Source organism: Bradyrhizobium sp. U87765 SZCCT0048 (genome assembly GCF_018131225.1).
GTDB lineage: Bacteria > Pseudomonadota > Alphaproteobacteria > Rhizobiales > Xanthobacteraceae > Bradyrhizobium_A.
Genome location: NZ_JAFCMM010000001.1, coordinates 2,041,754 through 2,062,947, shown reverse-complemented (window position 1 = coordinate 2,062,947; position 21,194 = coordinate 2,041,754). Strand labels below are relative to the sequence as shown.

General features: G+C 62.1%; 17 protein-coding genes and 1 pseudogene. 15 read left to right on the top strand and 3 right to left on the bottom strand.

The window, feature by feature from the left end:
* Positions 1 to 83 precede the first annotated feature (83 nt).
* Positions 84 to 1,241 (bottom strand): ABC transporter substrate-binding protein, encoded by a 1,158-nt coding sequence (locus JQ639_RS09035; protein ID WP_249123029.1) that lies wholly within the window; start codon positions 1,239 to 1,241, stop codon positions 84 to 86.
* A 378-nt stretch (positions 1,242 to 1,619) separates the two neighbouring features.
* Between JQ639_RS09035 and JQ639_RS09030 the strand changes: the two genes are divergently transcribed.
* Positions 1,620 to 2,390, top strand: a complete 771-nt coding sequence (locus tag JQ639_RS09030) for an SDR family oxidoreductase (protein ID WP_249123028.1) — start codon at positions 1,620 to 1,622, stop codon at positions 2,388 to 2,390.
* A 612-nt stretch (positions 2,391 to 3,002) separates the two neighbouring features.
* On the opposite strand, the gene JQ639_RS09025 is transcribed toward JQ639_RS09030, so the two are convergent.
* Positions 3,003 to 3,248 (bottom strand): hypothetical protein, encoded by a 246-nt coding sequence (locus tag JQ639_RS09025; protein ID WP_211965778.1) that lies wholly within the window; start codon positions 3,246 to 3,248, stop codon positions 3,003 to 3,005.
* On the opposite strand from JQ639_RS09025, the gene JQ639_RS09020 reads away from it, so the two are divergent.
* The 8 genes and pseudogenes from JQ639_RS09020 (at position 3,247) to JQ639_RS08990 (ending at position 11,635) form a co-directional block, all read left to right on the top strand.
* Positions 3,247 to 4,788: a porin gene (locus JQ639_RS09020; RefSeq protein ID WP_211965777.1), complete on the top strand. Its 1,542-nt coding sequence runs from the start codon at positions 3,247 to 3,249 to the stop codon at positions 4,786 to 4,788. The genes JQ639_RS09025 and JQ639_RS09020 overlap by 2 nt on opposite strands.
* A gap of 448 nt (positions 4,789 to 5,236) precedes the next feature.
* Positions 5,237 to 6,430 (top strand): ABC transporter substrate-binding protein, encoded by a 1,194-nt coding sequence (locus tag JQ639_RS09015; RefSeq protein ID WP_211965776.1) that lies wholly within the window; start codon positions 5,237 to 5,239, stop codon positions 6,428 to 6,430.
* A 218-nt stretch (positions 6,431 to 6,648) separates the two neighbouring features.
* Positions 6,649 to 7,413 carry an ABC transporter ATP-binding protein gene (locus JQ639_RS09010; RefSeq protein WP_211965775.1) on the top strand — a complete coding sequence of 255 codons (765 nt, stop codon included), beginning with the start codon at positions 6,649 to 6,651 and terminating at the stop codon, positions 7,411 to 7,413.
* The gene (locus tag JQ639_RS09005; protein WP_211965774.1) at positions 7,406 to 8,128 is read left to right on the top strand and encodes an ABC transporter ATP-binding protein; all 723 of its coding nucleotides are present in this window, start codon (positions 7,406 to 7,408) and stop codon (positions 8,126 to 8,128) included. Before JQ639_RS09010 ends, JQ639_RS09005 begins: the two co-directional genes overlap by 8 nt.
* A 6-nt stretch (positions 8,129 to 8,134) precedes the next feature.
* Positions 8,135 to 9,043: pseudogene (locus JQ639_RS35635) on the top strand (branched-chain amino acid ABC transporter permease); the annotation flags it as partial.
* 132 nt (positions 9,044 to 9,175) lie between these two features.
* Entirely contained in the window at positions 9,176 to 10,084 is a 909-nt protein-coding gene (locus JQ639_RS35630) for a branched-chain amino acid ABC transporter permease (protein ID WP_349644642.1), read from the top strand.
* On the top strand, positions 10,081 to 10,839 hold the full coding sequence (locus JQ639_RS08995) for an SDR family NAD(P)-dependent oxidoreductase (RefSeq protein WP_249123027.1): 759 nt from the start codon (positions 10,081 to 10,083) through the stop codon (positions 10,837 to 10,839). The genes JQ639_RS35630 and JQ639_RS08995 overlap by 4 nt, the downstream gene beginning before the upstream one ends.
* Positions 10,829 to 11,635 (top strand): SDR family NAD(P)-dependent oxidoreductase, encoded by an 807-nt coding sequence (locus tag JQ639_RS08990; protein WP_249123026.1) that lies wholly within the window; start codon positions 10,829 to 10,831, stop codon positions 11,633 to 11,635. Before JQ639_RS08995 ends, JQ639_RS08990 begins: the two co-directional genes overlap by 11 nt.
* Before the next feature lie 136 nt (positions 11,636 to 11,771).
* Here the strand turns inward: JQ639_RS08990 and JQ639_RS08985 are convergent, their stop codons facing one another.
* On the bottom strand, positions 11,772 to 13,349 hold the full coding sequence (locus tag JQ639_RS08985; RefSeq protein ID WP_349644619.1) for a class I adenylate-forming enzyme family protein: 1,578 nt from the start codon (positions 13,347 to 13,349) through the stop codon (positions 11,772 to 11,774).
* A 318-nt stretch (positions 13,350 to 13,667) separates the two neighbouring features.
* Between JQ639_RS08985 and JQ639_RS08980 the strand changes: the two genes are divergently transcribed.
* From JQ639_RS08980 to JQ639_RS08955, 6 genes are all read left to right on the top strand, one after another.
* Positions 13,668 to 14,591 (top strand): NAD-dependent epimerase/dehydratase family protein, encoded by a 924-nt coding sequence (locus tag JQ639_RS08980; protein ID WP_211965772.1) that lies wholly within the window; start codon positions 13,668 to 13,670, stop codon positions 14,589 to 14,591.
* Between the two features lie 123 nt (positions 14,592 to 14,714).
* Complete coding sequence (locus JQ639_RS08975; RefSeq protein ID WP_249123025.1) at positions 14,715 to 15,611, top strand: SDR family NAD(P)-dependent oxidoreductase; 897 nt, start codon at positions 14,715 to 14,717, stop codon at positions 15,609 to 15,611.
* Between the two features lie 6 nt (positions 15,612 to 15,617).
* Entirely contained in the window at positions 15,618 to 16,376 is a 759-nt protein-coding gene (locus tag JQ639_RS08970; RefSeq protein ID WP_211965771.1) for an SDR family NAD(P)-dependent oxidoreductase, read from the top strand.
* 187 nt (positions 16,377 to 16,563) lie between these two features.
* Positions 16,564 to 17,676, top strand: coding sequence for a helix-turn-helix transcriptional regulator (locus JQ639_RS08965; RefSeq protein WP_211965770.1), 1,113 nt, complete (start codon positions 16,564 to 16,566; stop codon positions 17,674 to 17,676).
* Positions 17,677 to 18,061: 385 nt separating this feature from the next.
* Positions 18,062 to 19,072 carry an NADPH:quinone oxidoreductase family protein gene (locus JQ639_RS08960; RefSeq protein ID WP_211965769.1) on the top strand — a complete coding sequence of 337 codons (1,011 nt, stop codon included), beginning with the start codon at positions 18,062 to 18,064 and terminating at the stop codon, positions 19,070 to 19,072.
* Entirely contained in the window at positions 19,069 to 21,162 is a 2,094-nt protein-coding gene (locus tag JQ639_RS08955; RefSeq protein ID WP_211965768.1) for a 3-hydroxyacyl-CoA dehydrogenase NAD-binding domain-containing protein, read from the top strand. Before JQ639_RS08960 ends, JQ639_RS08955 begins: the two co-directional genes overlap by 4 nt.
* Positions 21,163 to 21,194 lie beyond the last annotated feature (32 nt).

Sequence of the window (21,194 nt, the reverse complement as noted above, 5' to 3'; positions counted from 1 at the left end):
GTATTATAGTAGTTGTTTCGACTCAAAAAGAAGCCGGGCTCGCGGCCCGGCTTTTCATGGTCCTTGGCTCGGTTTGATGGGGCTTAGCTGCCGCAGTCTGCCCGCTTGACGAGGCCGTCGCTGCGCGGCTGATAAATGTCGGTCACAACCTTGATGGCCTGGGGAGCCGGCAGGAAATGATCGGTCTTGCTGGCTTGCAGCGGCCCGATCATGGCTTCGATCTTGCCGGCATTCGCCTCGATCCAGGCCGCGATGGACCGGCCGTCGGTCTTGCCAGAGCCGTTGATCGCCGCCGCGAGGATGAGCGGCTGGATGTAATAGGGCGTGAGTGACGGTGCGCCGCCCATGCGCTCGAGATCAGGTACCGTATCCTTGGCGCGCTTGACGAACTTGGCGAAGGGCGACGTCCCCGGCGCGTCGCTCGGGCAATAGGTCATGCCGACGAACTGTGTGCTGTAGACGCCATCAAAGACCTCCTTGCCGAGGACCTTCGCGTTGCCGAGCGCGAAATTCGTCATCGTCTGGCTGGCGAGGACAGGCACAGCCCAGCCGATGTCCGACCGATTCTCCAGCAGCTTGCGCGAGTCATCGCCGATCGAATTGATCAGAAGCACCGCCTGGGCGCCGGAGCGGCGCATCGACAGCAGCTGCGGCGTCATGTCTTCCGTGTGAAAGGCGAACTCCTGCACGATCGTCGGTTCGACATTGCGTGATTTGAGGTATCCGACGATTTCGGAGGCCGCGGCCTTGGACATGCCGCCGTTGTCCGAAATGAGCGCCAGCTTGGTCAGCTTGAGCACATCGAGCGCGTAGTCGATGTTGGCGCGCATTTGGTTGAGGCCGGTGACCGAGTCGGAAAAGTGGTAGGGGCCGACGTCTGGCGTCAACTGCGTTGACGCCGCCGTCGAGATCTGGGCGATGCCCTTTTCCTTGGTCAACGCGACGATTGGAATCGCCTCTTGGCTGGTGATCGGGCCAACCAGCACCTGCACGCCTTCATTCTCGATCAGGCGGCGTGCTTCGCTGACGGCGTGCGTCGGGTCGGTGGTTGTATCGGCCAGAACCAGTTTGACCTTTTTGCCGAGTACGCCGCCCGAGGCATTGATATCCTCGATGGCTAGCCGCCAGGCGGTTTCGGCGACCTTGCCGACCGAGGCCCCGCCGCCTGTCATCGACGCGATACCGCCGAACTTGATGACGTCCTCAGCTCGTGCGCAGCCGACCGCCAGCGCGATCGCCATTGCCGAGACTGTGCCGACAGCGAGGTATCGCGTCATAGAGCCACTTCGTTGCAAAAGCATATTCTTCCTCCCCTGAGTCCAGCTGGCAGCAAGTCATTGAGAAGCGACGCCAGCATCGTCCGCTTGGACGATGGGTCGTCGCTTGAGGCAAATTCCCGAAAAAGGGGAGTGCGACATTCGGTACCGCTTCGGTGTCTTGCTTCGGATTGCTCGCCGCTGTCGCGACTTCAGTGATGTGGTAGGATTGACGGGATCAACCCTATCGTCCGAAAGGACGAATACCAGCGCAGTGCACCTGACTATGGTCGACAAAATGACAGGACACACAAACGGGCAGAGCCGCCGATGATCGCGGAACGAGGCGCAGATCGATTGTCCATGGCCGGAAAGGTCGCGCTGGTGACCGGTGGCACCAAGGGACTGGGGCGCGCCATCGCGACGACGCTGCTTGATGCTGGCGCCACCGTCGTGGTTTGCGGACGAAGTCAGCCTTCATCTTTGCCGCAGTGCGAGGGCAGGCAGGCTGAATTCCTCGCATGCGACGTTCGCAGTGCGACGGAGTGCAAGGCTCTGATCGAGGCCACGGTGGCGAGCCACGGCCGCCTCGATCTCCTGGTGAACAACGCGGGTGGATCTCCCGCGGCAAATGCCGCCACTGCGTCGCCGCGCTTTTCCGAGGCGATCGTCGCGCTGAATTTGCTGGCGCCCATTCATCTGTCCCAGGCGGCGTACCAGACCATGAGTCCGCAGCACGGTGGTGGCACCATCATCAACATCGCGAGTGTCGCAGGTCGCAGGCCCTCGCCTGGCACGGCTGTGTATGGTGCAAGCAAGGCGGGACTCCTGAGCCTGACCAGCAGCCTGGCTCAGGAGTGGGGTCCGACGGTGCGGGTGAACGCGATCATCGTCGGGCTGGTCGAGACGGACAATACGGAGCTGACCTATGGATCGCTCGAAGCCCAGCTGGCGATCGCTGAAGCCACGCCGATGAAGCGCATGGGGAGGGGCGAGGACGTGGCTGACGCGGTCCTGTTTTTCGCCAGCCCGCTCGCCGCATTCATTTCAGGGGCTGCGCTCGAGGTGCACGGTGGCGGCGAGCAGCCACATTTTCTTGACCTCGTGCGGCGCTACTCGCCGCAGTCGACATGAGCTTCGACAGCCGCACGGAGCCTGCGGCTGTCGAGTATCATGATGAGCGGGAGCTCGCTGCATCCTGTCGTTTGCTCGCTGCATCCTGTCGATTGGCGGGATTTCTCTCTTCCATAGCGTGATCATCCGACCGCCTTGATCTGCGGTCTCTCTCCTCAATAAATCGACGCGTCATCGTGTCGCCTGTCCGATTTGTGCTGCGGTGTGGCGCGATCCGGTTGCTCTTCTGGCGGATCGTGATATCGCCTGCGCGATGGACCGGAGCCTGCTGTACAATCGTCCATGAATGGAGATTGCGCGGCGACATTTCATCTCACTTGGGTTGTCGTGAGGCGTCATGGCGCGCCGAAGGCTGTCTTTCTGCTGAATGATCAGACGCGAAACGGCGCGAATCTTGTTCGTAGACACGGTCTCAAGGCGTTCTGCGCGTGATGCGATGAACGAGAGAGTGCGCGAGCAACGCGACAGGACTGGCCATCGGGTTGATTGACGGATGTTGGTTCTACCTGAGCGAGAGCCCTGTCCTCATCGAAACTTAGACAATCTTGTGCGGCGCGCCGTTGCTGCGTTCGATGTATCGAAAGATGGAGGTGAAGAATTCACTACGTTACTTCATTTGGACGATGTCTGAATCGTGACAATGAAAACAATGCAGGCATGAAGCCGCGTCCTCTGGCTGCGGATTGAGTTGGTAACGGTGCCGCTTCGCATGAGGATCGCAACTGAAGGGAGATTTTCAGTTGCAGCAATCACCACTGCGATATGGGGCTGGTTCAGGTCGTCACAACAGCAAAGCGTCTGGGCGAGGGCTTGGTAGCCGCGTCCAAACGTCACTGAGCTGGCCGCTGCTTCAGACATGCTGGTTAACTTCAAAATGGGTAATGTGGAGGGGAGAATGACGTCAGGGTTGAGGGTGGCAAAGCGCGTCTTGCTGGGTGCGGCTGCAGGCATCGTCACGGTGGCTGGTGCTCAAGCGGCTGATCTTCCGGTCAAGGCGAAGCCTGTCGAATATGTAAAGGTCTGCTCCGCGTACGGCGCGGGCTTCTATTACATTCCGGGGACGGACACCTGCATTCGCTTCGGCGGCAGCATTCGCATGAATATCGGACTGAACGGCAGCGCGACGGAATTCCCGCCGTGGCAGGGCGGCACCGCTGGCGCAAACTCCTACAACAGGAATTACTTCAACACGTATGAGCGGTTCAACCTGCTCCTGGATACACGGACCAACACCGACTACGGCACGCTGCGCACATTCTACAGCGCTCTGTTCCAGTGGTTCCAGGGTCGCGACAACATCGCCGGCGGTTTTGTCGAGAACGACTTCATGTTCATTCAGTTTGCCGGCTTTACCTTCGGCAAGGCTGTCTCGATGTTCGACCCGCAGTGGGCGCTGTCGAAGCCGCTGACGTCGTCGAGCTTCATTCCCGGCTCGAACTCGATGACGGGTCTTCCGATGCTGGCTTACACGGCGTCCTTCGGAAATGGCTGGTCCGCCACGATCGGGCTTGAGGACGCGCAGCCCTACCGCTCCTCCGGCGTCGTCAACACGTCGAACACCTTCCTCGGGCCGTTCGGCTCCAATCCTCTTGCTCCGACCTACGGGACTGCAACGAACAGCTTCGTCGGAAATGCGCAGATTGGCGACCACGTCCCCGACATCGTGGCGAACGTTCGCCTGGACCAGGCCTGGGGATCGCTGCACGTTGCCGCGGCGGCTCATGAAGTTCACGGCACTTACTACATTCCCGCGCTGAGCGACTCGGGGAAGCCCAATTCGACCTGGGGCTATGCGGTGACCGGTGCGTTCGAACTGAAGAACCTGCCGACCGGCGTGGGCGACAGCCTGAAGGTCGAGGCCAGCTTCGCCAACGGCGCTCCGCGCTACAATTTCGGCAACAACTATGACGGGACCGGTGCGGGCCGCTTTGCGCGGGTCAACGGCCAGACCCTCGCTTTCGGGTATGTGCTGGATGGCGTTTACGCCAACGGGACCAAGATCTTCAAAAGCGACTCATGGAATGTCGAGGCCTATTACGAGCACTACTGGAATCCGGCGTGGCGGACCTCGATCTACGGCGGCTACGCCCATGTCAGCTACGGCTCGGGCGGCAACGCCCTGTTGATGGCGGCGGCGGCGAATGGCCTGATGAACAGTGGTACGGTCTCCGCGACCGGCGACTTCTCGTTCGGAATCCTGCAGGTAGGCACGCGTACGGCCTGGACGCCGGTCAAGGATCTGCAGCTTGCGGCTCAATTCACATATGACCGCATCAATCAGAACCTGAACGGCACGGCAACTCTGACCGGTGTTCCGGGTTATGCGCCGGCATCGACGTTCACGCTGCGAAGCCAGAACGTCTATAGCGGTACACTGGATATCATCCGGTCGTTCTGAGGCGTCCCACAAAGGGAAAAGCATCGTCCATCTCATGAAGATCTCCGCGGCCTCCGGCAGTGCCCTGCCGGAGGCCTTTTCATTGCGGGTGGCTTGAGGTGTACGGGATGGCTCGAAGTCGCGCTTGCCCGGGGGCGGCACCTCGCGTTTTCCGTGAGAAAGCCGTCGCATTGCAGCTGGGACGAGAGGTGCCAGTCGAATGATTTCCCGGGTTTTTATCTCGTGCCGGGCGGCGTGAAGGTGTGCAGGGAGAGTGCCTTGTCAAGCCTCCGCCGTGGTCAACCACACCTTCATCTGCGATAGTCTCTTCAGACGATGTAACGAAGCCTGAGCGCTGCGAGCGTAGCCGTTGCCAGTGCGTGAGATTGCGAGCGAAACACTCGCCACGACCTGCTTCTGATCCGCATGGCGAACGAGCTGGCCTATAAAAATCGTTGGGGAAGGAAACATGAAATTCGCTGTTGCGACGCTTGTCGCATTGTCTTTGACGTCCGCCGCCTACGCCCAGGACGGCCGGGTCAGGATCGGGGTTCTCAACGACCAGAGCACGTCGTTCTCCGCCATCGGCGGCACCGAGGTCATTGCGGCGGTCAAGACCGCGGTCGCCGATTTCGGTGGCGAAGTTCTCGGCAAGCCGATCGAGGTTGTGTCCGCCGATCACCAGAACAAGCCGGAGGTCGCATTGGCGATCGCCAGGCAATGGCTCGATCAGGACAACGTCGACGTCATCGTCGACGTCGCCAACTCGGCTGTTGCGTTGAGCGTCAATACGCTGCTGGGCGAGAAAAAGCGGATCGGCCTGTTCGTTTCGCCGCTCACCGATCGGATGACCGAGGAGAACTGCAACGGCTACGGTATCGCATGGGCATACGACGCCTATTCCGTTGCCCGCTCATCCGTGCATGCGCAGATGGAGCAGGGCGGCGAAACCTGGTACGTGATTTCGCCGGACTACGAGGGCGGTAAGGTCCTCGAGAATACCGTCAAGACCACAATTCAGGAGGAGGGCGGCAAGATCGTCGGATCGGTGCGCGCGCCGCTCGGCACCACGGATTTTTCATCCTACATTCTGCAAGCACAGTCCTCGGGGGCGAAGGTCATCGCGATTACGCTGAACGGCCCCGAGTTGATCAATGCGTTGAAGCAGGTTCAGGAATTCGGTCTCATCCAGCGAGGGCAGCGCGTCGCGCTGACCGTCCTTCACCAGTCGGAAGCGCGATCGATCGGCCTTGCCACCCTGAAGGGCATCCAGTTCGCTTCTCCCTGGTATTGGAACGCCGACGAGGCGTCGCGGAAGTTCAAGGACGCCATGATGCAGAAGACCGGCAATGCGCCGGGCTGGATCGCGGCGGGCAGCTATTCGGCCGTGCTGAACTATCTGAAGGCTGTCAAGGCTGCCGGATCCGATGCGCCGGACGCTGTTCTGGCCCAGCTGCGCTCAACGAAGATCGACGACTTCTTTGCGCATAACGCAACGCTTCGGCCAAACGGCCGGCTTGTCCATGACATGTACATGCTTCAGGTCAAAAGCCCGGGAGAGGCAGCCGACAAGCAGGACGTGTTCAAGGTTCTCGCAACCGTTCCGGCTGAAAAGGCATTCCAGTCGCTTAATCAGTCGAAGTGTCCCCTTGTGAAGAACTAGCGGGTGACCGCTGCCGCTGGCGGCGATCCCGAAGCACGCAGGGAGCGGCAGAATGGGGCGCGTGGCGACCATTCGGCCCGGAATGATCGGCAGCATGGCGTGCGATCATGGTCGTTTGATGCGGCGGATGGTGGTTGGCGGCGTTGCTGCATGCTCTCGACGCCGATGGCATTCGTGTCGATCTACCGGTCGCGTTTGATGTGTGAGGAGCGAAAAGCGTGCAGGCTGCGGCCAGTGATTACATCATCGAAGTATCGGGGTTGACCAAGACGTTCTTTGGTTTCGCCGCCGTCAAGGATGTCGACCTGAAGATCAGACGGCACTCGATTCATGCGTTGATTGGCCCGAACGGGGCCGGAAAGACTACGACGTTCAACCTCATTACAAAGTTTCTGCAGCCAAGCGCGGGGCTGATCAAATTCAACGGAGCGGACATTACCTCGCTTCGTCCGGAGCAGGTGGCGCGCAGGGGAGTTGTTCGCTCGTTTCAGATCTCCGCGGTCTATCCGCGCATGACCGTGCGGGAGAATGTGCTCATCGCCCTGCAGCGCCCGCTGGGGATCTCCTACAAATTCTGGCGCGGCGATGGCGCACACAGGACGCTCGATGGACGCGTGGATGAGCTGCTGGATGACGTCGGCCTCCTGACCTATCGGAACGAGCCTGCCGCCAACCTGCCATATGGACGTAAGCGCGCGCTCGAAGTTGCGACGACCCTGGCGCTTGATCCTGAAATGTTGCTGCTCGATGAGCCAACCGCCGGTCTGGGACATGAAGACGTCGATCGGATCGCGGCATTGATCCGCCGCATTTCCGCTCAGCGATCGATCCTGATGGTCGAACACAATCTGTCCGTTGTGGCTGCACTGTCGGATACCATCACGGTTCTGGCTGGCGGTCGCATTCTCGCTGAAGGGAGCTATGAGACGGTGTCGCGCGATCCGCGTGTCGTCGAGGCCTATATCGGAGGCGTCGATGATTGATCTGCCGCATCGAAATGGCCCTCTTCTCGATGTGCGCGATCTCCATGCCTGGTACGACGAAAGCAAGGCGCTGCACGGCGTCGAGTTCGACGTCGCACCCGGCAAGGTGGTCACGCTGCTGGGACGTAACGGGGCGGGAAAGACCTCGACCTTGCGGGCGATCATGGGACTGTTGCGTCGCAAGAGCGGTGTCATCCGCTTCGACGGGTATGATATTGCGCGCCTTGCGCCCGAATCCGTGGCGCGCAGCGGCGTCGCCTATTGTCCCGAGGAGCGCGGCATCTTCGCCAGCCTGACGGTGGCGGAAAATCTCGGGCTGCCGCCGGTCATCGGCCCAGGCGGCATGAGTGATGCCGACGTGCTGGCCCTGTTTCCCAATCTCAGGGATCGCTGGTCGAGTCCGGGAACGAAGCTGTCCGGCGGCGAGCAGCAGATGCTGGCGATCGGCCGGATCTTGCGGTCTGGCGCGAGGCTTCTGCTGCTCGATGAGCCGACCGAAGGCCTGGCGCCGGTTATCGTCAAGAGGATTGGCGCGCTGATCTCCACGCTCAGGGAGCGCGGATACACCATCTTGCTCGTCGAGCAGAATTTTCGCTTCGCGGCGAGGCTGGCCGATCGCTTCTACATCGTTGAGCACGGAAAGGTCGTCGATGGCTTCGACCGTGACGACCTCGCGGCAAGCGAACAGACAATAAAGACCTATCTCGGGGTATAGACCGAAATGACTGATCTGATGGCGATCCCGCCCGCGCTGCTCTATGGCCAGTTGCTCGTCGGCCTCATCAACGGCTCGTTCTATGCCATGATGAGTCTCGGTGTCGCAGTCATTTTCGGGATGCTGCGCATTGGCAATTTCGTCCATGGCGCGCAGTACATGCTCGGCGCATTTGCGGCATGGTACCTGCTCAACCTGCCGGAGCTGTTTCCGTCGCTGGATCTTCCTGCGGTCGGCTACTGGTGGGCCCTGGTCATCGTTCCGCTGGTCGTCGCCGCGGTCGGGGCGTTGATGGAGCGCCTGTTCATCCGGCGGATCTACGATCTCGACCATGCCTACGGTCTCCTGCTGACGGTTGGACTGGCCATGATCATCGAGGGCTTGTTCAACGTGCGCTATGGCGCGGCGGGTCAGCAGTATGACGTACCGGATTCGTTGAAGGGCGCGGTTGATCTCGGCTTCATGATGCTGCCCTACTATCGCGCCTGGGTGGTCGCTGCGGCGCTCATTCTCTGCTTCGGCACCTGGTATTTGATCGAGCGAACCAAGCTCGGCTCCTATCTCAGGGCGGCGACCGAGAATCCCGAACTGGTGCGCGCCTTCGGAATCAACGTCCCCCGCATGCTGATGTTGACCTATGCATTCGGTGTGGGGCTGGCGGGTCTCACGGGGGTGATGGCGGCGCCGATCTATCAGGTCGGCCCGCAGATGGGACAGAGCATCATCATCACCACTTTTGCGGTGGTGGTGATCGGCGGCATGGGCTCCATCCTTGGCGCCATCGCGAGTGGCCTGATGATGGGCCTCGCCGAAGGGCTCACAAAGGTCTTCTATCCTCAGGCCTCGACGACGGTCATCTTCGTCATCATGGCCGTCATCCTGATCCTGCGTCCGGCGGGGCTCTTCGGCAAGGATACCGCGGTGCATTCAGTGGCCGACGTCTCGTCGGGGCGTGCCGGCAGCATCCTGGAAAATGGCCCGTTGTGGTTCGGCGTGCTGCTTGTCGTCGGCGTGGTCCTGCCGTACCTGATATTCCCGATCCTGGCCATGAAGATCCTGTGCTTCGCCCTGTTCGCGATGGCCTACAATCTGATCTTCGGCTATGTCGGTCTGCTCGCCTTCGGCCATGCCGCATTCTTCGGCGCCTCCTCCTATATCACCGCCCAATCCGCGGCCGTGTGGGGCTTGCGGCCCGAGCTCTGCGTCCTGCTCGGCGTTTCCGCCTCGACCGTGATCGGTGTCCTGTTCGGCTGGCTGGCGATCAGACGCCAGGGTCTCTATTTCGCGATGATCACCCTGGCCCTCGCGCAGATCGTCTACTTCTACGCGTTGCAAACTGGCTGGACGCATGGCGAAGACGGCATTCAATCAGTGCCGCGGGGGATGCTTTTCGGACTTGTCGACCTCGGCAACTCGACGAACATATATTTCGTGACGCTCGCGGTTTTCCTCGCCGCTTTCGCTTTCATCTACCGGATCGTGCATTCGCCCTTCGGGCTGACACTCAAATCGATCCGGGAAAATCCGGCGCGGTCGACGTCGCTGGGCTATTCGACAGACCACTTCAAGTTGATCGCCTTCACTCTTTCCGCCATGCTCTCCGGGCTGGCGGGCGGCCTGAAGGCCATCGTCTTCCAGATTGCATCGCTTGCCGATCTCCATTTCGGCGCGTCGGCAGATGTTCTTCTGATGACGTTGATCGGAGGCGTGGGAACGCTGCTCGGCCCGGTCGTCGGCGCCGCGGTTCTGGTCACCCTTCAGACCAAATTCGCAACATCGGGGGCCTGGGTCGTCGTGATCCAGGGGGCCATTTTCGTGTTGTGCGTGCTGTTCTTGCGAAAGGGCATCATCGGAACCCTTGAAGAGATTTTGGCCAATCGCGGCGTGCGTCGGGCGGGGGGCGGCCTGGAAAGCGTTTCGCCATCAAAAGAGTCTCCGGCGGAGGCCGCGCGTTGACGCGTCCCGTCGCCATCGTCATCGGTATGGGACCGGGGCTCGGACGCGCGCTCGTCCGCGCCTTCGCCGCTGACGGCTTCGCGGTCGCGTTCGTCGGCCGTCGTGCGGATGCCATTGCTGCTTATGAGCAAGGCCTCAGGAAGCAAGGGTATGAGGTCACCGGCTTCGCGGGCGATGCCGGTGACACCGCCGCCATGGACGGCGTTCACCAGCAGATCCGGGCGCGCTACGGCGAGGCGGAGGTCCTGATCTACAATGCCGCTCTCATCGAGCCGGCGAGGTTCGTGACGCCGTCTGCGATCGAAATGGCCAGGTATGGCGCTGCGGACGGGTGGGCCGCGCATGGTGAGCCCGCCAGCGTCGACTATGTGATCAACGCCTTCCGGACCAATGTTGCGGGCGCGCATCATGCCGCCAGGACCGTCGCGCCGGCGATGATCAGGCGCGGTCACGGCACCATTCTGTTGACGGGCGGCGTCCTCGCATTCGATCCATGGATCGAATGGGGCGTGACATCCATGGGCAAGGCTGCGCTGCGCAGTCTCGGCCATTCTCTCGCGAAGGAGTTGTCCGGGGCGGGCGTCCACGTCACCACCGTTGCCATCCACGGCACGATGGAGGCGGGTACGCCATATGATCCTGATCTCGTCGCACAGGCTTATCTCGCCCTGCAGGGGCAGTCGCGAGACAGCTGGAGCGCGGATTTTCATTTCAAGGCCGAAGAGCAAAGCGGAGTTGATCCCGATGCGCACTGAAAGCATTTCGCCGATCCGGTTGGACGGAAAGCGTACACTGGTGACGGGCGGTGCGAGTGGTATTGGAGCAGCGACCGCCCGTGTTCTGTCTGATCTGGGCGCCCGAGTCGCGATTGCCGATATCGATGGCGAGCGGGCCGAAGCCGCCCTCGGCGACACGAAGGCCGTGGCCTGGACGCAGGGCGACGTGTCGAATGCCGAAGACAGCGAGCGCATGGTGGCCGAAGCTGCTGGGGCGCTCGGCGGGCTGGATCTGGTGTTCAACTCTGCCGGGATCGGGGATGATCTCGTGCCGGTGCATGCGCAGGACCCCGAGCGCTGGCGCAGGGTTGTGGACGTCAACCTGTACGGCACCTATCTCGTCTGTCGCGCGGCTGGCCGCATCATGGCGGCGCAAAAGGCGGGCGCCATCGTCAACGTGTCGTCCATCGTCGGCCTCGACGCGTTTCCCGGCCGCTCGGCTTATGGTGTCGCCAAGGCGGGAATCATTCACCTGACAAAGACGCTGGCCTGTGAATGGGGTGGTGTCGGCGTCCGTGTCAACGGCATCGCGCCGGGCTACACGCGTACGCCGATGGTGCAGGCGCTGCTGGACCGGCAGGTCTTCGACCCCTCCGTGGTGGAGGGGCGCACGCCGTTGCGGCGGCTTGCCTCCTCCAACGAGATGGCCAGTGCGGTCGCTTTCCTGCTCTCGGACTGGGCGTCTTATATCACCGGCGTCGTTCTGCCCGTCGACGGTGGCTGGAGTGCCTACGGCGCCGCCGGAGACGTCGGCAAGCACATGCCGGTAGGGTGAGGCCGGGGATCAGAGCGCGTTTGCTTCCGATGGAATCGCAAACGCGCTCTCGTTTTTTGTTTTGACGCGTTTTCTTCACGCGAAGCGGTGCCCACCACCGGATCAAGTCCGGGGGCATGCTTCGCTCGAAAACGATCTAACCGCCACGGCGGAAGCGGTCGAGGTCCTGTTCGCGCAGGGCCCTTACAAGTTCGCGCTTCCGGATTTTCGCTGCCTCGACCGGCATCTCGTCCACGAAATGAACGACACGGGGGACCTTGTACGCGGCGAGGTTCTGGCGGCAATAGGCGATGATGTCCTCAGCGCTGACATCGCTGCCGGATGTCCGTACGATCACCGCGACTGGAATTTCGCCCTTGCTCTCGTCAGGCAGGCCGACGACCGCGCACATGGCGGTTGCCGGGTGCTTGTAGAGCAGGGTCTCCAGTTCCAGCGGATAGATGTTGTGGCCGCCGGCGATGATGACGTCCTTCTTGCGATCGACGATGAAAAGATAGCCGTCCTCGTCGAGATAGCCGAGATCACCCGAACGCCAGCCGTCGCCGGTGAAGGCTTCGCGGGTGGCCGTCTCGTCCTGCCAGTAGCCGGCGGCGACGCAGTCGCCCTCGATAATGACTTCGCCCACCTGGCCCGCCGGCAGGGGCTCGCCGTCATCATCGACGATCGCGATCCGCGAGCTGCCGACCGGGAGCCCGGCCGCGCCCGGCTTTCTCACGCCCACGGTCGGCTCCATGACATTCTGACCGCAGGTTTCGGTCGCGCCGTAGACCTGGGTCACGCGGGCGCCACTCAGCGCCTCGAATCGCTGAATCACCGGCTGAGGAACCGGCGAGCCGCCCGTGGTGCAGACGCGCAGCGATCGGAGATCGTGCTGTGCGGGATCGTACTCGTTGACGATATAGACGTACATGGTCGGCGTGCCGCCGAAATAGGTCGCCTTGTACTTTCCGATGTCGCCGAGCACGCGGTGCGTGTCCCAGCGCTCGTGAAGAACGATCGTCCCACCGGCGTAGAGACAGAGGTTCAGCGTCACGTTCAGCCCGAAGTTCGTGAACAGCGGAACGGCGCACAGATAGGTTTCCGCGCCGAAGCGTGACCGGTGCGAAACCATCATGTCGCGCAGCGTGGAGGAAATATTGAAGTGGGTCTGTGCCGTTCCCTTCGGCGAGCCGGTCGTGCCGGACGTGAAGAACAAGCAGGCGATATCGCGCGTGTCGCAGTCGGCATCCACAAAGTTTCCGGACGCGGCATCCATCATGGTCACAAGGTCGGAGCCGCTGCGGTCCCCAGACGCCACGAAGCAGTGCTTCAGGCCCGCAAATTCGTCGCGAATTTCCGCGAAATAGGGCCAGGTCGCCTGATCGGCGATCAGCGCGGTCATGCCGGTGTGGTCAATGATCTTGCGCAACTCTGGGTGGCGAAACATGGCGCTGATCGGCGCCGGGATGGCGCCAAGCCGCTGGCAGGCCCAAAAGCCGATTGCCATCAGCGGCGTACTCGGCAGATAGAGGCCGACACGGTCACCCTTCTTCACACCGTGATCGCGCAGGACCTCGGCCAACTGGGCGGTCCGGGCGCCGAACTGCGCGTATGAGATGGTTTCGTCATTGGCGATGATGAAAGCCCGGTCCGGCGTCAATCGAATTGCACGGACCAGTATCTGTGAAAGGCTTTCCATGACTATTTCCTGCTCGTCTGTCTGCCGACGTTTCACCCGGCTGACATGTCATTGTCTTGAAGCTACCTGATCGATGGCACCATGTCAGGGGCCGCGCCCGCCACAGCCAGGGAGCCACGGGCGTGGCGGCGACATCCGGCGGCTCTCCGTGACTGACTGGCATCAGCACTTGAACAGGTCAGCTTCACAGATCGTCTTGCACCCCGGGAATCAGGTGACATCGTCTGATTGAGTTAGGCCGGATCGTTGCCGGAGAAGAGCTGCCGAATACTCCAAGCGGACGATGTGCGTGGATGGTGATGTCCCCAGTTTGCGTCTTCGGCGTGAGAAGCGCGGCTGTGCGAGGGGAGCGTTGTGAAAATCCTGATTGTCGGCGGAACGGGCATGATCGGAGGTCACGCGGCCGTTCATCTGTCTGCGCAAGGCCATGAGGTGGTGCTGGCCTCTCGACGGCCGGCCGCTGGCGAGACGCCAATGGCTGGGTTCCCGACCCTTGTCGGGGACTATACCAAGGGAGACTTCACGACCGCCGACCTTGCTCCATTCGACGCGATTGTGTTCGCAGCCGGCAATGACATCCGCCATCTGCCCAAGGGGCTGGACGAGCGTGAGTTCTGGCGCGTCACCCAGATCGAGGGCGTTCCCGCTTTCGTGGCGCGCGCGCGGCAGGCCGGTGTCAAGCGGCTGGTCCATCTCGGCAGTTATTATCACCAGGTCTTGCCTCATCTCGCCGACACGAATGCCTATGTTCATGCCCGCATGCAGGCCGATCATGGGGCGCGTGCTCTGGCGACCGCCGACTTCAATGTGTCCACCCTCAATCCACCGTCGATCGTTGGCGTCATGACCGGTATTCCTGCGCGGCGCTATGAAGTGCTCGCCGCATGGGGGCGGGGCGAGCTGCCCGACATCCCGGATTTTGCACCGGCCGGCGGCACCAACTACATGTCGGTTCGCTCTCTGGTCGAGGCGATCGAAGGTGCCCTCCGAGGCGCTGAGTCGGGCAAGGCCTATCTCATCGGTGATCAGAATCTCACGTTCCGAGCCTTTTTTCAGATGATCGTCGAGGCCGTCGGGGGCACGCGCAGCATCGAAGAACGCAATGAAGAGCATCCGCTGCTGCCTGACGCATTTATCGTACCGGGCCGGGGCCATGTGCTCTCCTACGAGCCTGAGCCGGGCGAGGTCGCGATGCTCGGCTATCGCCGGAACGACGTGCGGCGGGCTGTCGATGAGATTGTGGGATCGCTTGAGCCCGCGCGGGCGGGGCACCAATGAGCCTTGATCGCCCTGCTTGTCATCCGCCGGTTCGGCTGCACGGCTCGGTGGCAGGGATCTCGTCGTCGATTGGGCAGGCCTCTCGCACGAACATTTGCTTCAAGGCCTATGGGGGAAGGGACGATGACTGAGGACGGCGAGCTGTCCCTCCTGGGTCTCTCCAGCAAGGTGGCGCTGATCACCGGCGGTGGTGCGGGCATCGGGCGCGCGACCGCCGAGTTGTTTGTGAAAGCGGGAATGCGTGTCGCCATCGCCGAGATCGATGAGGCGCGGGCTGAAGATACCCGTCGCGCTCTTGTCGCGGTCCGCGCGGACGCCGTTGTCGTTACAGCGGATGTCCGCAAGGCAGGCGATGTCGGGCGTGTCATTGGCGAGGTCGACAAGCATTTCGGCCGCCTCGATGTCCTGGTCAACAATGTCGGCGACTATCTGGGTCATAAAACGGAGTTCGCGGATTCGACCGAAGAGCAGTGGGATGCTCTCTATGCGATCAACCTGCGGCATGTGCTGCTCATGTCCAGGGCCGCGATCCCGCTGATACGGAGGAGCGGCAAGGACGGGAGCATCATCAACGTTTCCACGATCGAGGCATTTCGCGGCATTCCGCTCTCCGTGGTCTATTCGGCGTTCAAGGCGGCGATCACCGGCTTTACGCGAAGCCTCGCTGTTGAGCTCGGCCAGTATGGCATTCGCGTCAATGCGATCGCGCCGGAAACCACCAATACAGCCCAGATCACCGCAACCTCACGGGTTCCGCCCGAGAACCGGGATTATCTTGGCCGCTGGTTTCCAATCGGACGCTTCGGAGAGGGAAGCGATTCCGCGGGCGCAGCCTTGTTCCTGGCGTCGCCGCGGCTGTCCGGCTGGATCAGCGGATCTACCATTGTCGTCGATGGTGGTGCGCTGGCCGCCGGCGCGTGGATGCGGCTCCCTGACAACGGCTGGACTCATCTGCCCATCATCACGGCTGACGGCTACACGCCGCGCCCGCATCGTAGCGAAGGCATTTCAAGAGGATAGCGGACTATGGCTGGGCGACTGCGAGACAAGGTTGCGTTTATTACCGGCGGTACAGGCGGCATTGGCGCCGTGGCCTGCAAGGTGTTCGCTGAGGAGGGAGCAAGGGTTTCTGTGTCGGGGCGCCGCGTAGCAGAGGGCGAGCAGATTGCCGCCGATATTCGGGCCGCGGGCGGCGACGCGCGTTTCGTGCTGACCGATGTCACCAAGGCGGACAGCGTGAAGCGTGCGATCTCCGAAACCGTTGAGCACTTCGGCCGGCTCGATGTCGTCTATAACAATGCCGGCGGCTCATCGGCCAAGGACGGGCCGGTGACTCGGACACCGCCAGATGTCTTCTGGAAGACGGTCGAGCTCGATCTGTTCGGGACGTGGCTGTGCTGTCACTACGGCATACCGGAGCTGATCAAGGCCGGCGGAGGCGCCGTCATCAATACGGCATCGATCATGGGCGCGATGGGCGTGCCGAACCGCGATGCCTATTCAGCCGCCAAAGGCGGCGTGATCGCACTGACACGATCCATGGCGGTCGAATATGCCGCAAGTGGCGTGCGCGTCAACGCGCTCGTGCCTGGCGCCGTGGCGACGGAACGGGTGCTCGGATTCTTTGCCAGCGAGCCCCACCTGGAAGTGCAGCGCCGCGCCTACCTTCTGGGTCTTAGCGAGCCCATCGATGTCGCAAATGCCGCGGTATTCCTTGCCTCCGATGAGTCGAAACGCACGACCGGCCACATGCTGGGCGTCGATAGCGGCATCCTGATCTCCTAGCGATCGTTGCCGGGGTGTCGGGTCGCCGTCCCTGAAGGAAATGTCTCGCGGAGTGCGTATCTTGACGTGGCGATCGGGGCTCGTGCGCTGAGAACAAATGACGTCTGGCGATCGGCAACCAGATCGCCAGGAGATTGAATGTCGATCGCGGCCGATCGGTCCGGAAGGATGCGCAGGGAGGATGCTCATGGCGTTGCCTTCGAGGTCAGCCATCGCGTTTGGTCAATTTCTGAATACGGTGTCGAGGGGCGTGCTGGAAGGCGCGCCGCTTGCCGCTACGCTGGATGTCATCCGGGCTCAGTTTAATGCCTGCGCCGCTGCGCTTCATGTCGAGCGGCGCGGGCACCCGGACGAGCCGACCGTCCTGGTGATCAGGGAGCATGCTGGTGATGTGGCCGCCATGCGGGATGTCCTCGAACCATCCTGCGACCACGACATCGAGCATGAAGTCCTCGCCAGCCGATGCCATGGTATGGCCTCGTGCGGAACGGCGCTGGATGGCGCGGTGCGATATACGCTGTGGATCTATCGTGACCGCGCGGAGCCGGAGTTCGATGCAGAGGAGGAAGCGATCGCGCAAATCCTCGTGACGCAGGTGGCGCACGGGCTGGAGGTCGCCAGCCGCATCGACAGCAACACGTTCGAGCGAACACTCTATCTGGACGTGCTCGACAAGCTGAATGTCGGCTTCGTCATGATTGATCAGAGCTGCAGGGTGATCCGCACCTCGAGGCTGGCGGAACGCATCCTGAGCCGCCGTGATGGCCTGCTGATTCAGGCCGGCAAGTTGTGCGCGGTCAACAGCCTCGAGGACAGGGAGCTGCAGAAGGCGATCAAGGCCGCTACGCAAAGAACAGCTGTCGGAGACCTCGAATCGTCGCGCGGCCTGTCATTCACCAAGCGCTCGGGCTCACGCACCCTGGGCGTGATGATTCGCCCTGTGACGTCGGGCGTCGACAAAACGATTTCAGTCGTCATCTACATCCGTGATTGTGACATGGCGCCGGATGTCGAAAGTGAATTTGTTCGCCAGATGTTCGACCTGACGCCCGCGGAAGCGGCGGTGACCCGAGGGCTTGCTGCGGGTCTCTCATTGGAAGACGCCGCGATCTCACTCGACATCAGCCGTAACACCGCGCGCGCCCATCTCCGGTCGATCTTCTCCAAGAGTGGCATTACGCGTCAGACCGAACTGGTGCGGCTGGTGCTCAACAGCGCCGTGATACTGGGTGACCAGAAATCGTTGGAGACGGGGAAATCATCGAGCGGGCAGACAGCCTGTCCAGCTTCCCAGGTTTGAGTGTGGCCAGAACGAGGCCTTCGACTGTTGACAAGATTCAGCGGCGCAAGAGCGCAGTGCGCATGCCGTGGGCGCCCAAATGCCGGCGTGACGACGATCGGGATCAACGCCGCGCCATGCTCGGGGAGCGGTGGTCGTTGCCGTCAGGCGAGCTGCGTTCCAGATCCATCCCGCGGGCATGAGCCATTCACTTTCGGCTGGTTGGCCGTAACGATCGCTCCGGTCCGGAGTGAAGGTCCCCCTGTTGCCAACGGCCCGCGAAACCGGCGCGAAGTCCCGCTGCCATAGTCCCATCAGACGATGTTCGGGGCGTACCGCTGGCGCATTTCTTGATGGGATCTCAAGACGCCAATCGTGCGCATGACGGGTAGAGGGCCGCGCCGGAATGAAAGCAGTTGTTTGCAGGGCCTTTGCTCCCCGGGCGGGGCTCAGGATCGAGGATGTTGCGGAACCGGTGGCGCTGGCCGGGCAAGTCGTGATCCGCACGGAGGCCTGCGGTGTCAACTTCTTTGATGGCCTGATGGTTGAGGGGCAGTATCAGACCACACCCGAACTCCCGTTCACGCCGGGCAGCGAGGTCGCCGGAACTGTCGCCTCCGTGGGCGCCGGTGTCGTAGGGCTGAATGGCGGGATGCGCGTTCTGGCCTTCACCGGTATCGGCGGGTATGGCGAACAGGTCGCGGTCGATGCATCGCGGGTGTTCCCGATTCCCGCGGGCGTCGGCGCGGTCGGGGCGGCCGGCTTTCTCATCACCTATTCCACCTCGTATCACGCGCTGAAGGACCGTGCTCAGATCAAGCCGGGAGAAACGCTGCTGGTGCTCGGCGCCGCGGGCGGCGTTGGCCTCGGGGCCGTCGAGCTCGGCAAGCTGATGGGCGCTCGCGTGATCGCAGCAGCATCGACAGACGACAAGCTAGCGCTGTGCCGCACGTACGGCGCTGATGAGACCATCAACTACGGCACTGACGACTTGCGCAAACGTGTCAAGGATCTCACCCGCGGACGGGGCGTTGATGTCGTCTATGACCCGGTGGGCGGCAGCCTGACGGAAGCTGCCGTGCGCTCTCTGGCGCAGTTCGGCCGTCACCTCGTGATCGGGTTCGCGGCCGGTGATATTCCCAGGATTGCGCTCAACCTTCTGCTGCTCAAGCAATCGGCAATGATCGGGGTGTTCTGGGGCGCCTATGCGCGATCGGAGCCGGCGAAAAATGCGGCCAATGTCGCCGAGCTGATGAGCTGGTACGCCAAGGGCCAGCTCAAGCCGCATATCTCTGCCGCGTATCCGCTCGAGCGTTGGGATGATGCGCTCGATGTGGTGATGACCCGTGCCGTTCAGGGCAAGGTCGTTATCACCACCGGCACTGTCGATCACACCACGGAATGTATGTCAGCATGAAAAAACTCGATACACAGACTGTGTCGGTCGCAAAACGCGGCAGTCTTCTCGTCGTCACCATCGACAATCCACCGGTCAACGCGCTGTCCCATTCGGTGCGGGCCGGCCTGCTCGAGGCTGTCAACGCGCTCGAGAGCGACGCTGATGCCCGGGCCATGGTCATCATCTGCAAGGGGCGTACCTTCATTGCTGGCGCCGATATCCATGAATTCAAGCGGCCGATGCAGGCGCCGCTCCTGGGCGAGGTGATCGAGCGGCTTGATGCGGCGACGAAGCCGATCGTGGCGGCGATTCACGGAACGGCGCTGGGGGGCGGGCTCGAAGTGGCGCTCGCATGCAGCTATCGTATTGCGCTGGATCAAGCCCGCGTGGGCTTTCCCGAGGTCAAGCTCGGCATTCTGCCGGGATCGGGTGGGTCCGTGCGCCTGCCGCGTCTGATCGGTGTCGCGCCGGCGCTGACGATGATCAGTGAAGGCGGGCAGATCTCGGCGCGTGACGCCTGTGACAAGGGACTAATCGACGCAGTCGTCAGCGAGGATCTTGAGGCGGCTGCGATCTCCTTCACTGAGAAGCTGGTTGCCGAAGGCGCCAAGGTTTGCCGCGTCAGTGCGCTGCCCGTGCCAGGCTTCGACCCGGCGGTGTTCGACACGAGCCGCGCAATGCTGTCGAAGAAGTACAAGGGTTTCAGGGCGCCTCTGGTGGCTGTCGATCTCATGAAGATGGTCACCGAGACGCCGTTCGCCGAGGCGATCGCATCCGAATACAAGGTCTGCAAGGACCTGCTCGTCTCCCCGCAATCCCGGGCGCTGCGTCATATTTTCGCTGCCGAGCGCGAAGCTCTCAATGTCGCTGGCGTTGGCGCCGACTTGCGACCGCGCGATGTGCGTCGGGTCGCCATTGTGGGCCCGGGTACGATGGGCCGCGGCATTGCCTGCTGCTTCCAGAATGCCGGAATTCCGGTCATCCTCATCGGTCGCAGCGACGACAGCCTGGCGTCCGCTGTCAAGGCGATCCGGAAGATTCATGAGGCCAACGTCAAGCGGGGCGGCATCACGGCGGATGAGATGGAGCGCCGCATGGCGCTGCTGACCACGGCAACGTCGTATGAAGCCGTTGCTGACGTCGATCTGGTGATCGAGGCCGTGACCGAGGAACTGAACGTCAAGAAAGATATCTTTGCCAGGCTCGATGCAGTGCTGCGGAAGGATGCCATTATTGCGACCAATACCTCGTTCCTGGACATCGAGGAACTGGCGGCGTCGAGTGCCGATCCGAGCCGCGTTGCGGGCATGCATTTCTTCAATCCCGCGCATGTCATGAAGCTGCTCGAGAATGTGCGGGCGCTGAAGACGGCTCCCGATGTGCTGGCGACCACGACCGCGCTCGGCAAGCGTCTTGGCAAGGTGCCGGTCATGGCAGGCCGTTCGGAAGGCTTCATCGCCAACCGCATGCTGTCGAAGCGGACACGCGAGGCGCAATTTCTGCTCGAGGATGGCGCTACACCCCAACAGGTCGATCGCGTGTTGACCGCATTCGGCTTTCCGATCGGTCCGTTCGCGCTCGCCGATCTTGCGGGCATGGATATCATGGCCGCGGCGCGCGCGGCGCGTGTTGCCCGTATGTCCCCCCGCGAACAGCGCTGCAATATCGTTGACCGGCTGGTTGCCGCGGGCCGCCTCGGGCAGAAGTCGAGCGCAGGCTATTATGCCTATGACGAGAGCCGCAAGCCTTCACATGCGCCGGAGGTCGATATGCTGCTTGAGGCGTATCGCAGCGAGTACGGTCTCGCGGCCCGCGCCATCACCGACGAAGAGATCCTCGAACGCTGTCTTTACGCCATGGTCAATGAGGCGGCCAAGATCCTCGAGGAGGGCGGGGCGGCAAGGCCCGGTGACATTGATGTCATCTGGACCAATGGCTTCGGCTTCCCGACCTATCTCGGAGGGCCGATGTTCTATGCCGATGCGGTCGGTTTGCCCAGGGTCAAGGAGGCTCTCGATAAGTACAGCGAGCTTGTTGGTGAGCCATTTTTCAAGCCGGCACCTCTCATCGAGCGGCTGGTTGCAGAGGGACGGGGTTTCTACGGCTGATGCCGTCGTCCCCGGCCATACCGGAACAGAAT